This window comes from Caulobacter radicis (assembly GCF_003094615.1).
Lineage (GTDB): Bacteria > Pseudomonadota > Alphaproteobacteria > Caulobacterales > Caulobacteraceae > Caulobacter > Caulobacter radicis.
The window spans coordinates 416,965-431,302 of record NZ_QDKO01000009.1 but is presented as its reverse complement, the minus strand read 5'-3'; the positions used below and the strand labels follow the sequence as shown (position 1 = coordinate 431,302).

The window sequence follows — 14,338 nt, the reverse complement described above, 5'->3', positions numbered from 1 at the left end:
TAATATCCCTCCTCGATATCAGCCGCCAACCCAGGCTGCGCCAGCTTAATAGCCAACATCAAGAGAATATCATCTATAGCCTCCCGCTTAGTCACGAGTGACAGACCTCACCATGGCGCGATCATGCGCAAAGCCAACGAACCTCCTTACATCACCCATTATACTTTCTAGATCTTCCAAATCTCGCCAAATAATAGAAGCGCCATTACTAGCAGCCATTCTCAATGTTCCAATATTTAAATAGCTTACCTCATTCTCAAATTTCTTTTCCGGTATTATTAACATCTTTCTGCATATATGTTCACTTAAAGACCAGGCACCAAGCTCACAGAAAGATCCAACACTTGACGGAAATATTACAATAGCCTCACACTCCCTGACGAGAGCAAGCTCAGCGATAGCAAAACTGGTGTGATCACCGAACGCAGACGATCCAATTTCATCAACACCGCGATGCTCACCAAGAACGACCCTGTGCTGCAAATCAGATTCTATAAAATCCTTTACCGCAAGCCTGGCACGGGTAGCGGCACTTTGCTTAACCAGCTCTTCAGCCGTCCAATTTTTATCTATAAATGGGCCAGCGACAAAAACATCTAACTCCTGCGCGAGCCGAGTCACCGCAAGATTAAGCTTCACCCGCTGAATGGGCTTTGTGAACGGCTTGCTTGAGGGGCTCACGTAAGATTCGCGACTGTTAGGCCTGCCGACTCGAAAATCGACAGAAGAAACTACACTTTAGGTGAAGCTGCCCCAAAACGTCCAGCTTACCGTGCCCCCCCTCACTTCACTGGCCGAATAACCTCCCCCAATCCCCATCCCCCGCCGAACAAACCCCAACCCAATCAACGCCCTACATAAAAACGCACGTTTCCCATCCGACGGCCCTCAAACCGCCCGCATAATCCTCTCGATCCCGTCGCGGGGAGAGGGCGCTAGGATCCGGCCCGATGCGTGCGGCGGGGTGCGATCGAGCGGGGCCTCCTGGAGCGGCGTGAGCCGGGCCGGCGGGGCTTGAACGGAGGGCGGGGGACGTAAACCCGCCTATCGGGGGCTTGCCTGTCATGGGCTCCCGCCCGCCCGAGGGTCCGCTCCGGCGCCTTCTGTCTGCACGCGATGGCTAGCGAAGCTCACAGCCCGGTCACGGGGAAGGCACATGCCGAAGGGGGTGAAGGGCGGAAAAGGCCCGCGCGCCCCGGCCTGAGGTCAAACGATCGCGCGGGGCGTCAAGGCTTCGTCGAAACGGTACATTCAAACACAGCTCCGGACGCGGTCCGGACGCCCCGCGCCCTCTCCATCCCCTCAGCGGTTTTCCGCGTGAGCGCGAGGCCGCGTGTCCGGCGATCAGGAAACCTCCCCCTCTGGGGGAGGCGGCCGAAGGCCGGCGGGGGGCCGTTTTCAGCTTCCACCCAGGCCGGCCTGGTTCAGCCCCCAACTCCCCCCACCGATCGCTGCGCGATCGCCTCCCCCACGGGGGGAGGTTCCCAGCCGAGCCCAACCCCATGCCCCATCGCCGCAACCCCTGCCCCGCCCGTCCGCACCGCACCCGCGGCCCCGCGCCTCCGCCGCCCCCGCCGACGCCGGCGGAGCGGCTGGCCGCGCGTCGCGCCGCCGAGCGCGCCGAGGCCGAGGCCCGCGCCGCCGCCAAGGCCGCCGCTCGCGCCGAAGCCCGGCGGCTGGCCGCGATCGAGGCCGAGAAGAAGGCCGAGTACAAGCGCCGCCGCGGCTGTCCGCCCGAGGTCGTCGACGAATATGTCGAGATCCTGCGCCGCCAGGGCGCCTGGTGGAACGACCGCTGAAGGCGGGACCGCGCCTCCGCGAAAATCAACAAGACGCCGCACGTCCGCCGTGGGAGGACTGAGCCCGCGCAACAAGCCACACGGAGCCCCCATGATCGACCTCGTCATCGACGCCCGCCGCCGCGACATCGGCGGTTTCGAGGTCGGGCGGGTGCTGCCCTTCGCCAAGCGGCGCATGGTCGGGCCGTTCGTGTTCCTCGACCACATGGGCCCGGCCAGCTTCGACCCGAACTTCCCCCGTAGCGTCGACGTGCGGCCCCACCCGCACATCGGCCTGTCGACCCTGAGCTACCTGTTCGAAGGGGCCATGACCCACCGCGACAGCGTCGGCTCGGAGATCGAGATCGTGCCCGGCGAGGTCAACTGGATGACCGCAGGCTCGGGCATCACCCACTCCGAACGCTTCGAGACCCTGCGCAGCCAGGGCGGGGTGATGAACGGCATGCAGGCCTGGATCGCCCTGCCCAAGGAATACGAGGAGATGGATCCCGGCTTCAGCCACCACGCCGGCTCGGCCGACCTGCCCTATTATGAGGGCGCGGGCCTGAAAGCCCGCCTGATCGCCGGCGAGGCCTTCGGCGCCAAGGCCAGCGTGCCGGTGCACTCGCCGCTGTTCTACGTCCACTGGGAGCTGGCGGCCGGGGCCAAGGCGGCCCTGCCGGCCGAATACTCCGAGCGCGCGGCCTATGTCTCCAGCGGCCGGGTCGAAGTCGCCGGCCGCGAACTGGGCGCGGCCCAGATGGCCGTCTTCGCCCCGGGCGAGACCGTGGTCTTCGAGGCCCTGGAGCCGTCGGTGGTCATGCTGCTGGGCGGCGAGCCGATCGGCCCGCGCTTCATCGAATGGAACTTCGTCTCCAGCTCCAAGGACCGCATCGAACAGGCCAAGGCCGACTGGCGCGCCGGCCGCATGAAGCTGCCCGACCTCGACGACGGCGAGTTCATCCCCCTGCCGGAGGATTATACCCCGCCGGCTTCGCCGCTCTAGGACGAACCTCCCCCCGTGGGGGAGGCGGCCGAAGGCCGGTGGGGGGCCGTTTTCAGCTTCCGAGACAACGGAAAGTCATCAACCACTCCCCCCACCGATCGCTTCGCGATCACCTCCCCCACAGGGGGAGGTTCCCGGAGATTAAGCCGCCTCCTCGAACGCCGCGTAGACCAGCGTCCGCAGCTCCCGCCGGATGGGATAGACGCTGGACGGCATCAGCTGGGTCATGAACACCACCGCCAGGTCCTCGACCGGATCCACCCAGAAGGCGGTCGAGGCCATGCCGCCCCAGAAGGCCTCGCCCAGGCTGCCGATGGTGCGGGTGCGGGCCAGGTCCGTCGTGACGGCGAAGCCGAGGCCGAAGCCGACGCCGTCATAGACGCTCTCGCTGAACAGCGACTTCGACATCTCGGTGAGCTCGCGGCCGCCCGGCAGGTGATTGAGCATCATCGCCTTCAGCGTCTTGGGGCTGACGATGCGGGCGCCGTCCAGCTGGCCGCCGTTCAGGATCATGCGGCAGAAGCGCATGTAATCGGCGGCGGTGGAGACCAGGCCCCCGCCGCCGGACTTGAACAGCGGGTCCTTGAGGAACGGGCTCTGGGCCGGATCGTCCTGCAGCACCACCTTGCCCTTGGGATCCAGGCTGTAGCAGGCGGCGAAGCGGGCCTGATCGGCCTCCGGCACGAAGAAGCCGGTGTCGGCCATCTTCAGCGGCTCGAAGATGCGGTCCTTGAGGAACTGGTCGAACGGCTGGCCCGAGATGACCTGCACAAGATAGCCCAGCACGTCGGTGCAGACCGAATAGTTCCAGGCCTCGCCGGGGCTGAACTCGAGGGGCAGCTTGGCCAGCTCGGCGATGAAGCCGTCCAGGTCGCGCGGCCCCGGCAGGTCGTCGAGATGCAGCTTGCGATAGGCCGCGTCGACATTGCCGCGCTGCTGGAAGCCGTAGGTGAAGCCGGCCGTGTGGCGCAAAAGGTCGATCATCCGCATCGGCTCGGCCAGGGGCCTGGTCTGGAACATGCCCAGCGAGCCGGCGGCGAACACGCCGAGGTCCTTGAAGGCCGGGATGAAGCGATGCACCGGATCCTCGAGGGCCACCCGGCCCTCCTCGACCAGCATCATGAAGGCGATCGAGGTGATCGGCTTGGTCATCGAATAGATGCGGTACAGCGTGTCGGACTTCAGCGGCGTTCCGCGCTCGCGGTCGGCCAGGCCCAGCACGGTCTCGTGGGCCAGCTGGCCGCGCCGCCAGACCTGCAGCTGGGCGCCGGGCAGGAGGCCGGGCTCGACATACTTGGCCTGCAGGAAGGTATCGATGCGCTTCAGGCGCTGCGACGACAGGCCGACGGCTTCGGGCGTGCTCAAACGGGAATCCCCCTTACTGGCGCGACCTTCAGTCACGGTCGCCTTATTATCGCGGATCGAATAGGCGGTACGGATAACGCAACCTTCACCTGATCCTGCGTTGATCGATTGAAGACGAGGGGAGCGCGATGGGCAAGCGTCCCGAGGGCGAGACGGCCTCGAACATCGACCGTGCCGCGGCCGACTGGTTTTTCCAGAACAGCCTCGACATGTTCGTGGTGCTGCAAGACCGCGCCATCGTGCGGGTCAATCCGGCCTGGAGCGCGATCGCCGGCTGGAGCCCCGACGAGACCCTGGGCCGCTCGATCCGCGACTTTCTCCACCTGCACGACACCGAGGTGCTGGAACAGGCCGGCCGGGTTCTGCGGGCCGAGGGCCAGGTGCAGTCCGAGCACCGGCTGGCCCGCAAGGGCGGCGGCTGGCTTTGGGTGCGCTCGCGCTCGAAGATCCTGCCCGACGGCGCGCTGCTGATCGTCTTCCAGGACTTTTCCGAGGAACGGCTGCGCCGCCTCCAGCGCCAGCAGGCCGAGCGCGCCAACGAGATGCTGCGCAACGCCGCCGGCGTCTATGTCTGGCGCTTCGAGACCCGCAAGGGGATCTACTATTTCGAGCAGGACATCACGACCCTGGCCGCGCCGCTGGGCGACGCCCGCCAGATGACGGTGGCCGAGATGCTGTCCGCCATCCACCCCGACGATCGCCAGACGATGACCCGGGCCTTCCTGCGCACCCAGGAGACCGGCGAGCACGCCCAGCTGGTCTACCGCCACGCCGACCCCTCCAGCGAGGGCTGGAACTGGATGCGCACCGACTGGCGCGGCGTGCGGGCCGGGGCGGGCGAGCTGTTCGACGTCATCGGCATCAGCCAGGACGTCACCGAGCTGCTGGTCGCCCGCGACGCGGCCCTGGCGGCGACCGCGACCAAGTCGCAATTCCTGGCCAATATGAGCCACGAGATCCGCACGCCGATGAACGGCGTGCTGGGCGTCCTGCACCTCCTCAAGCACGAACCGCTGTCGGCCGACGGCCGCCGCCTGCTGGCCGAGGCCCTGGGCTGCGGCGCCATGCTGTCGGAGCTGCTCAACGACATCATCGACTTCTCAAAGGTCGAGGCCGGCAAGCTGGAGCTCTCCCCCGAGGCGCTGGATCCGTCCGCCCTGCTGCGCAGCGTCGCCGACCTGCTGGAGCCGCAGGCCGAGGCCAAGGGCCTGGCCATCCGCGTCGAAGCCCCGCCGGCCGGCGCGGCCTTCGTCGCCGCCGATCCGGTGCGCCTGCGCCAGGCCCTGTTCAACCTGATCGGCAACGCGGTGAAGTTCACCCTGGCCGGCCAGGTGACCGCCCGCCTGTCCGTCGCGCCGGTCGAAGAGGGCCTGCGCCTGCGCTTCGAGATCGAGGACACGGGGGTCGGTATTCCGCTCGACGCCCAGGCCAGCCTGTTCGAGCGCTTCAGCCAGGCCGACGGCTCGACCACCCGACGTTTCGGCGGCGCGGGCCTTGGCCTCTCCATCACCCGTCGTCTGGCCCAGCTGATGGGCGGCGATATCGGCTTTTCCAGCACGCCGGACCAGGGCTCGACCTTCTGGCTGGAACTTCTGGCCCCGGCCGCCCAGCCCCCCGCGGCGACGGACGACGAGGACGACGCCCCGATGCTCGACGGGCTGGAGGTGCTGCTGGTCGAGGACAACGCGGTCAACCGCCTGATCGCCACCCGCATGCTCGAAGCCCTCGGCGCCCGGGTCGCCACCGCCGAGGACGGCCAGGCCGGCATCGTGGCGGCCGCGCGCGGCTATGATTTGATCTTCATGGACATCCAGATGCCGATCATGGACGGGGTCGAGGCCACGCGGGCCATCCGCGCCCTGCCCGGTCCGGCCGGCGCCGCGCCGATCGTGGCCATGACCGCCAACGCCCTGGCCCACCAGACCGCCGCCTATGCCGAGGCCGGGATGAACGGCTCGGTGGCCAAGCCTTTGTCGCCCGCCGCCCTGGTCCGCGCCGTGGTCGCCGCCCTGCCCGACCGCGTCCACTGAGCGACAAAGACTTGGGCGGGCCTTTCTGCGGCCCCTTTCCAGGCCTAGATTGGACGCTTGAGTCCAACGCCGGAAAGTCCGGCGTTGCAGGGGGCCAGACTATGGACGACGGCCACACCGTCACCGCGGCGACCGCGCGCTACGCGCAGAAGAAGGAAGCCATCCTGGCGGCCGCCACCGCCGTGCTCAATCGCCAGGGCGTCAAGGGCATGACCCTGGCCGACGTCGCCGCCAAGGTCGGGCTGATCACCACCAGCGTCACCTACTACTACCGCAAGAAGGACGACCTGGCCGCCGCCTGCTTCATCCGGGGCCTCGAACGCCTGGACGCGATGATCGACGAGGCGGCCGCCGAGCCCGACGCAGCCGGCCGCATCCGCAAGTTCCTGACCCTCTATCTCGACCTGTCGCGCCGGGTGCGCGCAGGGCAAGACGCGCCACTGGCCAGCTTCACCGAGATCCGCGCCTTGAAGGAGCCGATGCGCGCCTCGGTGCAGGCCGCCTTCGCCGACATCTTCCGCCGGGTGCGCGGCTTCTTCGACGGCGAGGCCTTCGCCCATCTCGACAAGGCCGAGCGCAACGCCCGCGCCCACCTGCTGCTCGAACAGGTCTTCTGGACCGGCGCCTGGCTGCGCCGCTTCGACCTCGACGACTACGAGCGGGTGCGCGAGCGGATGTACGACATTCTCGTGGGCGGCATCGCCGGCCCTGGCCGCGACTGGACGCCGCCGGCCCTGCCCGACCCGACGCCCGTCTCCGACGAGGGCCAGGAATGGCGCGAGACCTTCCTCGTGGCCGCCACGCGCCTGATCAACCAGCGCGGCTATCGCGGCGCCTCGGTCGAGGACATCTCGGCGGCGCTGAACGTCACCAAGGGCTCGTTCTACCACCACCACGAGGACAAGGACGCCCTGGTGGTCGAGTGCTTCCAGCGCACCTTCGCGGTCACCCGCCGCGCCCAGCTGTCGGCCCTGGCCCTGGCCGCCCCCTCGCTTGAAGGCGACGGCTGGACGGCGGTGTCGGCGGCGACGGCGGCCCTGGTCGAATACCAGCTGTCGGACCACGGCCCGCTCCTGCGCGCCTCGTCGATGGGCGCCCTGCCGATCGAGATCCGGCACGAAATGAGCGACGGCTACGCCCGCGGCTCCAACCGCTTCGCCGGCATGATCGCCGACGGCATAGCCGACGGCTCGGTGCGCGCGGTCGACCCGCTGGTGGCCGCGCACATGATCAACTCGATGCTCAACGCGGCGGCCTCGCTGCAAGCCTGGGCCCCTGGCGTGACGCGCGAAGACGCCGCGAGGCTCTTCGCGAGGCCTCTGCTGATGGGCCTGATGGCGAAGTAGCCTTTTTGAGACCCTCTCTCTTCGAGAGAGGGAGGGGCCCGCCGCGCAGCGGTGGGAGGGTGAGAGGTTTCACCGCTAGCCGGCGCACCTCAGACCCTGTCCAAGCCGAAGCTCGAACCATCGCGCTCCATTCGGAGAGGATGTAACCTCTCACCCTCCCACGCCTTTGGCGTGGGCCCCTCCCTCTCTCTTAGAGAGAGGGATTTCCCGTCACATACGCATCCACCTGCGCCAGCCGCCGCGCCTTCTCGGCCTCGTCGAGGAACGAGCCCGTGAAGCTATTGCGCGCCAGCACCACCAAATCGTCCCGCGACAGGTCGACGGCCTTGGCGGTCTCCAGGTAATTGTCGAGCAGGTAGCCGCCGAAATAGGCCGGGTCGTCGGAGTTCACCGTCGCCTTCAGGCCCAGGTCCAGCATCCGCCGCATCGGGTGCGCCGTCAGATCCGGCACCACGCACAGCTTCAGGTTCGACAGCGGGCAGACCGTCAGGGTCACGCCATCGGCCACCAAACGGGCGGTCAGGGCATCGTCCTCCAGGGCGCGATTGCCGTGGTCGATACGGTCGACGCCGACGAGGTCGATGGCTTCCCAGACATATTCCGGCGGCCCCTCCTCGCCCGCGTGGGCGACGATCTTGAGGCCCAGGTCGCGGGCGGCCTTGAACACGCGGGCGAACTTGGCCGGCGGATGGCCGACTTCCGAGGAGTCGAGGCCGACGCCGGCGATCTTCGCAAGATGCGGCCTGGCCTGCTCCAGCGTCTCGAAGGCGCTCTCTTCCGACAGGTGGCGCAGGAAGCAGAGGATCAGCTTGGAGGTCACGCCCAAGCGCTCTTCGGCTTCCCTCATGCCGTCCAGCAGGCCGTCGATCACCGTCTCGAAGGCGACGCCGCGCTCGGTGTGGGTCTGCGGGTCGAAGAAGATCTCGGCGTGCACCCCGCCGTCGGCCGCCAGGCGCTCGAAATAGGCCAGCGCCAAGTCCTTGAAGTCGGCCCGCGTGATCAGCACGCCCGCGCCCTGGTAATAGATGTCCAGGAAGTCCTGCAGATTCGAGAAGGCGTAGGCCGCGCGGATCTCCTCCACCGACTTGTACGGCAGGGTGATCCCGTTGCGTTCGGCCAGGGCGAACATCAATTCCGGTTCGAGGCTGCCCTCGATGTGCATGTGCAGTTCGGCCTTGGGCAGGCCGCGGGCGAAGGCTTCGAGCGTGGTGTCGGTCATGGGAATTCCATCGGCTCGCAGCGCGGCAGGGTCAAGCCCGCACAAGGCGGCGCGGGAGCCTGTCGCCCCCGCGCCGAGGTGCGCTTCACCTCTAAGTTTCGACGCGTCGTATGCACCGCGTCGCGCCCGCGCCTGAATCGGTCTTGGAATGTCCCGCACGCCTGCAAGCGGCGGCGAGCGGCCGGTCCTGGTGCGAACTCCCTCCCCAGTCTGGTCGATTGTTCTTGGAAGACCGTAGGCTTACGCGCCGACGCGATGTCACGTCGGCCCGCGCCGGCAGGCGCCATCTCGACCGAAACTGAACCCTTCGAATGTCCAGTACGACTCTCGCGACGTCAACCTGCGGCGCCCGAAAAAGCGGCGCCGCCCGCGCCCTCTGGACTCTGGCGCGCCGTCGTGCTGGCTTTAGTCAAACAAGCGTTCAAACGAACCGAAAAGGGTGGAACCGCATGGCCGCGATCAACGCCGTCACCGATCTGACCGTCGAAGGCGACATCGGCGTCGTCACGCTGAACTCTCCGCCGGTCAACGCCCTGTCGGCCCAGGTCCGCGAAGGACTGAAGAGCGCCTTCGAGGCGGCGATCGCCGATCCGGCCGTGCAGGCGATCGTGCTGATCTGCGAGGGCAAGACCTTCATCGCCGGCGCCGACATCAGCGAGTTCGGCAAGGCCATGACCGGCCCCTCTCTGCAAGACGTGCAGAACACCATCGAAAATTCGCCCAAGCCGGTGGTCGCCGCGATCCACGGCACGGCCCTGGGCGGCGGGCTGGAGGTGGCGCTGGTCGCGCACTACCGCGTCGCCGTACCCTCCGCGAAAGCGGGCCTGCCCGAGGTCAACATCGGCCTCCTCCCGGGCGCCGGCGGCACCCAGCGCCTGCCGCGCATCGTCGGCGTCGAGAAGGCGCTGGAGATGGTCACCAGCGGCCAGCACGTGCCGGCCAAGGTCGCGCTGGCCATGGGCCTGTTCGACAGCCTGGTCGAGGAAGGCGCCCTGCGCGACGGGGCCATCGCCTTCGCCCGCGTGGCGCTGGCCGAGGGCCGCCCCCTGAAGAAGGTCCGCGACCTGTCGGACAAGGTCGAGGCCGCCCGCGGCAAGCCCGAGATCTTCGCCGAGTTCAGGAAGGCCAACGCCCGCAAGTTCCGCGGCTTCCTGGCGCCCGAGAACAACATCAAGTGCATCGAGGCGGCGGTGAACCTGCCCTTCGACGAGGGCCTGAAGGAAGAGCGCCGCCTCTTCATGGAACTGATGACCGGCAGCCAGTCGGCCGCCCAGCGCTACGTGTTCTTCGCCGAGCGCCAGGCCGCCAAGATCCCCGACGTGCCCGACGACACCCCCACGATCCCCGTCAAGAAGGTCGGCGTCATCGGGGCCGGCACCATGGGCGGCGGCATCTCGATGAACTTCCTCAACGCCGGCATCCCGGTGACGATCATCGAGGCCAAGCAGGAGAACCTCGACCGCGGCGTCGGGATCATCCGCAAGAACTATGAGAACACCGCCAAGAAGGGCCGCCTGACCCAGGACGACGTCGAAAAGCGCATGGGGCTGCTCACCCCCTCCATGCACCTGGAAGACCTGGCCGACTGCGACCTGATCATCGAGGCCGTGTTCGAGCTGATGGAGATCAAGAAGGAGGTCTTCACCAAGCTCGACGCCATCGCCAAGCCGGGCGCCATCCTGGCCTCCAACACCTCGTACCTCGACATCGACGCCATCGCCGCCGTCACCAAGCGCCCGGAAAGCGTCATCGGCCTGCACTTCTTCTCGCCGGCCAACGTCATGCGCCTGCTCGAGATCGTGCGCGGCGAGAAGACCGACAAGTCGGTGATCGCCACCTCGATGCAGATCGGCAAGAAGATCGGCAAGGTCGCCGTCCTGGTCGGCAACTGCTTCGGCTTCGTCGGCAACCGCATGCTGGCCCAGCGCCAACGCGAGGCCCAGAAGCTGATCCTCGAGGGCGCCATGCCCTGGGACGTCGACCGCGTGCTCTACGAGTTCGGCCTGCCGATGGGCCCGTTCGCCATGAGCGACCTGGCCGGCCTCGACATCGGCTGGGATCCCGCCAAGACCAGCTCGTCCACCGTGCGCGAGGTGCTGTGCGAGATGGACCGCCGCGGCCAGAAGAACGGCAAGGGCTTCTACGACTACGACGAGAACCGCGTCGCCAAGCCCTCACCCGAGGTCGAGAAGGTGATCCTGGACTTCGCCGAGAAGCGCCAGATCCAGCGCCGCCAGATCAGCGACCAGGAAATCCTCGAGCGCTGCCTCTATCCGATGGTCAACGAGGGCGCGAAGATCCTCGAGGAAGGCAAGGCCATCCGGGCGTCGGACATCGATATCGTCTGGATCAACGGCTACGGCTGGCCGGTCTATCGCGGCGGCCCGATGTTCTGGGGCGAACTGGTCGGCCTCGACAAGGTGCTGGCCGGCATGAAGGCCTTCCAGGAAAAGCACGGCGACGACTTCAAGCCGTCGGCCCTGCTGGAGCGGCTGGTCGCCGAGGGCAAGGGCTTCAAGGACCTCTAACTCTCCCCTCCCCCTTGATGGGGGAGGGACAGGGGTGGGGGTGACTGCGACGGTCGAAGCCGCGCACCGCCGCAAGCTCAGCAACCACCCCCTTCCCCAACCCTTCCCCCATCAAGGGGGAAGGGAGCAGTCAGTGCAGAGGCGTCCCCCATGCCCACCATCCCCTCCATGATCGCCGCCGACTACGGCGTGATGGGCGACATCCTGCGCGAGCGGGCGCGGGAAACGCCCGGCCACCCCGCCGTGATCATGGAGACGGGCGAGGCCGTCACTTACCGCCAGTTCGACGCCCTGGCCGACCGCGTCGCCGCCGCCTTGCAGCGCGACGGCGTGGCGCCTGGCGAGGCGGTCGCCGTCTGCGCCCTGTCGTCCATTCCCTATGCGGCCGTGTTCCTGGGCGGCCTGCGCGCGGGCGTCGCGGTCGCGCCGCTGGCGCCCTCCTCCACGCCCGAGGCCATCGCCGGCATGGTCGCCGACTGCGGCGCGAAACTGTTCTTCGTCGACGCCGGGGTGGCGCAGGCGCAAAAGCCCGCCCCGGTCGCGACCCGCACCATCGCGCTCGACGGCTCGGCCGCCGGCGAGGCCTTCGAGACCTGGCTGGCTCCCGAAGACGCGACGCCCGCGCCGGTCGAGATCGGCCCCGAGCATCCGTTCAACATCATCTATTCCAGCGGCACCACCGGCGCGCCCAAGGGCATCGTCCAGTCGCACGGCATGCGCTGGAAGCACGTCTTCCGCGGCGACGCCGTCGGCTATGGCCCTGACGCGGTCACCCTGCTGTCGACCCCGCTCTATTCCAACACCACCCTGGTCTGCTTCTTCCCCACCCTGGCCGGCGGCGGGACCGTCGTGCTGATGAGGAAGTTCGACGCCGGCCGCTTCCTGGAACTGGCGCAGGCCCACCGCATGACCCACGCCATGCTGGTGCCGGTGCAGTACCGCCGGCTGATGGCCCATCCGGACTTCGACGCCTTCGACCTGTCGTCCACGCGGCTGAAGTTCTGCACCAGCGCGCCCTTCGCCGCCGAACTGAAGGCGGAGGTCCTGCGTCGCTGGCCCGGCGGCCTCGTCGAGTATTTCGGCATGACCGAGGGCGGCGGCACCTGCATCCTCATGGCCCACGAGCATCCCGACAAGCTGCACACGGTGGGCCAGCCCGCCCCGGGCCACGACATCCGCCTGATCGACGAGGACGGCGTCCAGGTCGGTCCCGGCGTCGTCGGCGAGATCGTCGGCCGCTCGGCCGGCATGATGAACGGCTATCACGGCCAGCCCGGCAAGACCGCCGAGGCGACCTGGACCAGCCCCGAAGGCCTATCCTTCATCCGCACCGGCGACGTCGGCCGCTTCGACGCCGAAGGGTTCCTGACGCTGATGGATCGCAAGAAGGACATGATCATCAGCGGCGGCTTCAACATCTATCCCAGCGACCTGGAAGCCGTGATCGCCGCGCACCCCGACGTGCTGGAAGCCGCCGTGGTCGGCGTGCCGTCCGACGCCTGGGGCGAGACCCCGGTGGCCTTCGTGGCCCTGAAGCCAGGCGCGACCGCCGACACGCAAACCGTCCGCGCCTTCGCCAACGAGCGCCTGGGCAAGACCCAGCGCCTGGCCGAGCTGGTGCTGGTCGACGCCCTGCCCCGCAGCCACATCGGCAAGGTGCTCAAGCGCGAACTGCGCGACGGGTGGACGGCGAAGGGATAGCTCGCCACACCCCCAACGCCCGTCATTCCCGCCCTTGTGGCGGGAAACCCTCTATCAGCCGCAAGGGCGGGAGGGGCGGACCGCCAGCGGTCCGCTGGCGCTTCACTTGCGAGTGGAACCAGAGGTTCCCGCCACAAGGGCGGGAATGACGGGCGGATAGGAAAGCGGATCACCGAAAACCCGGAAAAACCGCAATCTCCGCCGCGACCGCGCGCCGCATCTGGACAGGCCGAGTCACTCGATACGTTCAGTTAACCATAAAGGCGCTGTCGGGGTTGTCGGCGCCGGTTCGTTGCGGAAGCGTCTCGCATGTCCAGCCTTTCAGCCGCCGTTCTGGCGTCGCAGCCGAAGTCCGTCCTCGCCTCTCCGGCGCCGCTCGACTTCGACGCCCTGGGCAAGGCCTTCGGCGGCCCGGCCTGCGACGACCTGAACGGCCGGCTGGCCCAGCGCTTCTCCCGAACCACCGCCGTGCGCGCCTGCGCCGACCGCGCCGCCGCCACCGCCGACCTGCTGGCCGCCCAGGGCGCGCGCCCTGGCGGCGTCTGTATCTTCTCGGCCCTGGCCGGCCGCGAGACCCTGGAAGGCGTAGCCGCCGCCGGCCTGACGCCGTGGCTGGTCGACGTCGACCCGTTCACCTGGATGGTCGACACCGCCCACCTGCGCGAGCGCCTGAGCGAAGCCCCCTGCCCGCTGGAAGCCATCGTCACCACCTGCGCCTTCGGCCGCGCCCCCGACCTCCTGGCCCTGGCCGCCTTCCAGGCCGAGACCGGCCTGCCGGTCGTGGTCGACGCCGCCTTCGGCTTCGACGTGATCATGGACGCCCCCGTCCCCGTCGTCGTCGGCCTGCCCGGCGGGCAAGGCGTGTTCGTCGCCGCCGAGGACGCCGATCTGATCGGCCGCCTTTCCGCCCCCGCCTTCGAGGGCGACGACGGCCTGGACGGCTGGACCCTCAAGCGCCAGCAGCTGGCCACCAACGCCCAGCGCCTGCGCATGCTGCTGCTCGGCTCGCCCGTCGCCTTCCAGCCTGGCTGGGGCCTGTCGTGGGTGTCCAGCGCCTGCGTCGTCAGCGTCGCCGAGGGCTGCGCCCCGGCCGTCGCCGCCCTGCTGGCCGTCGAGGGCCGCTTCGTCACCTGCGTCGGCGTGCGCGATCCCGAGATCCAGGCCGACAGCGTGCCGGTCGTCGACCACCTGGCCGGCAAGATGCTGGGCCTGCCCTTCGCCGCCGACCTCGACATCGCCGACCTCGACGACCTGGCCGAAGCCGTGCGGCGGGCCGTGGCGCAGGTCTGAGCCCCAGCTCCTCCCCCGTGAAACGGGGGAGGTGGCGCGCTGCGGATACGCAGCGTGACGGAGGGGGCGACAGCT

Annotated in this window: 10 protein-coding genes and 1 pseudogene; 8 read left to right on the top strand and 3 right to left on the bottom strand. The window is 68.2% G+C overall.

Translation table 11 applies throughout. The features are described 5' to 3' along the window. Positions 1-87: 87 nt before the first annotated feature. The gene (locus tag DDF62_RS25360) at positions 88-681 is read right to left on the bottom strand and encodes a hypothetical protein (protein ID WP_133244887.1); all 594 of its coding nucleotides are present in this window, start codon (positions 679-681) and stop codon (positions 88-90) included. An 821-nt stretch (positions 682-1,502) separates the two neighbouring features. On the opposite strand from DDF62_RS25360, the gene DDF62_RS04295 reads away from it, so the two are divergent. Together DDF62_RS04295 and DDF62_RS04290 are read left to right on the top strand one after the other, a co-directional pair. Next, on the top strand, positions 1,503-1,799 hold the full coding sequence (locus tag DDF62_RS04295; protein WP_101718743.1) for a hypothetical protein: 297 nt from the start codon (positions 1,503-1,505) through the stop codon (positions 1,797-1,799). Positions 1,800-1,890: 91 nt separating this feature from the next. Then, entirely contained in the window at positions 1,891-2,784 is an 894-nt protein-coding gene (locus DDF62_RS04290; protein ID WP_116487954.1) for a pirin family protein, read from the top strand. A 141-nt stretch (positions 2,785-2,925) separates the two neighbouring features. Here the strand turns inward: DDF62_RS04290 and DDF62_RS04285 are convergent, their stop codons facing one another. Beyond that, positions 2,926-4,149 (bottom strand): serine hydrolase domain-containing protein, encoded by a 1,224-nt coding sequence (locus DDF62_RS04285; RefSeq protein ID WP_116487953.1) that lies wholly within the window; start codon positions 4,147-4,149, stop codon positions 2,926-2,928. A gap of 128 nt (positions 4,150-4,277) precedes the next feature. Between DDF62_RS04285 and DDF62_RS04280 the strand changes: the two genes are divergently transcribed. Beyond that, positions 4,278-6,179, top strand: coding sequence for an ATP-binding protein (locus DDF62_RS04280; RefSeq protein WP_116487952.1), 1,902 nt, complete (start codon positions 4,278-4,280; stop codon positions 6,177-6,179). 101 nt (positions 6,180-6,280) lie between these two features. Continuing rightward, complete coding sequence (locus DDF62_RS04275; RefSeq protein ID WP_116487951.1) at positions 6,281-7,525, top strand: TetR/AcrR family transcriptional regulator; 1,245 nt, start codon at positions 6,281-6,283, stop codon at positions 7,523-7,525. A gap of 190 nt (positions 7,526-7,715) precedes the next feature. Here the strand turns inward: DDF62_RS04275 and DDF62_RS04270 are convergent, their stop codons facing one another. Further along, entirely contained in the window at positions 7,716-8,744 is a 1,029-nt protein-coding gene (locus DDF62_RS04270; RefSeq protein WP_116487950.1) for an adenosine deaminase, read from the bottom strand. A 449-nt stretch (positions 8,745-9,193) separates the two neighbouring features. On the opposite strand from DDF62_RS04270, the gene DDF62_RS04265 reads away from it, so the two are divergent. The 4 genes and pseudogenes from DDF62_RS04265 (at position 9,194) to DDF62_RS04255 (ending at position 14,263) form a co-directional block, all read left to right on the top strand. Beyond that, on the top strand, positions 9,194-11,272 hold the full coding sequence (locus tag DDF62_RS04265; RefSeq protein WP_116487949.1) for a 3-hydroxyacyl-CoA dehydrogenase NAD-binding domain-containing protein: 2,079 nt from the start codon (positions 9,194-9,196) through the stop codon (positions 11,270-11,272). A gap of 150 nt (positions 11,273-11,422) precedes the next feature. Then, the gene (locus DDF62_RS04260) at positions 11,423-12,973 is read left to right on the top strand and encodes a class I adenylate-forming enzyme family protein (protein ID WP_116487948.1); all 1,551 of its coding nucleotides are present in this window, start codon (positions 11,423-11,425) and stop codon (positions 12,971-12,973) included. Positions 12,974-12,978: 5 nt separating this feature from the next. Beyond that, positions 12,979-13,122: pseudogene (locus DDF62_RS26025) on the top strand (hypothetical protein); the annotation flags it as partial. Positions 13,123-13,282: 160 nt separating this feature from the next. Continuing rightward, entirely contained in the window at positions 13,283-14,263 is a 981-nt protein-coding gene (locus DDF62_RS04255) for a DegT/DnrJ/EryC1/StrS family aminotransferase (RefSeq protein ID WP_116487947.1), read from the top strand. Positions 14,264-14,338 lie beyond the last annotated feature (75 nt).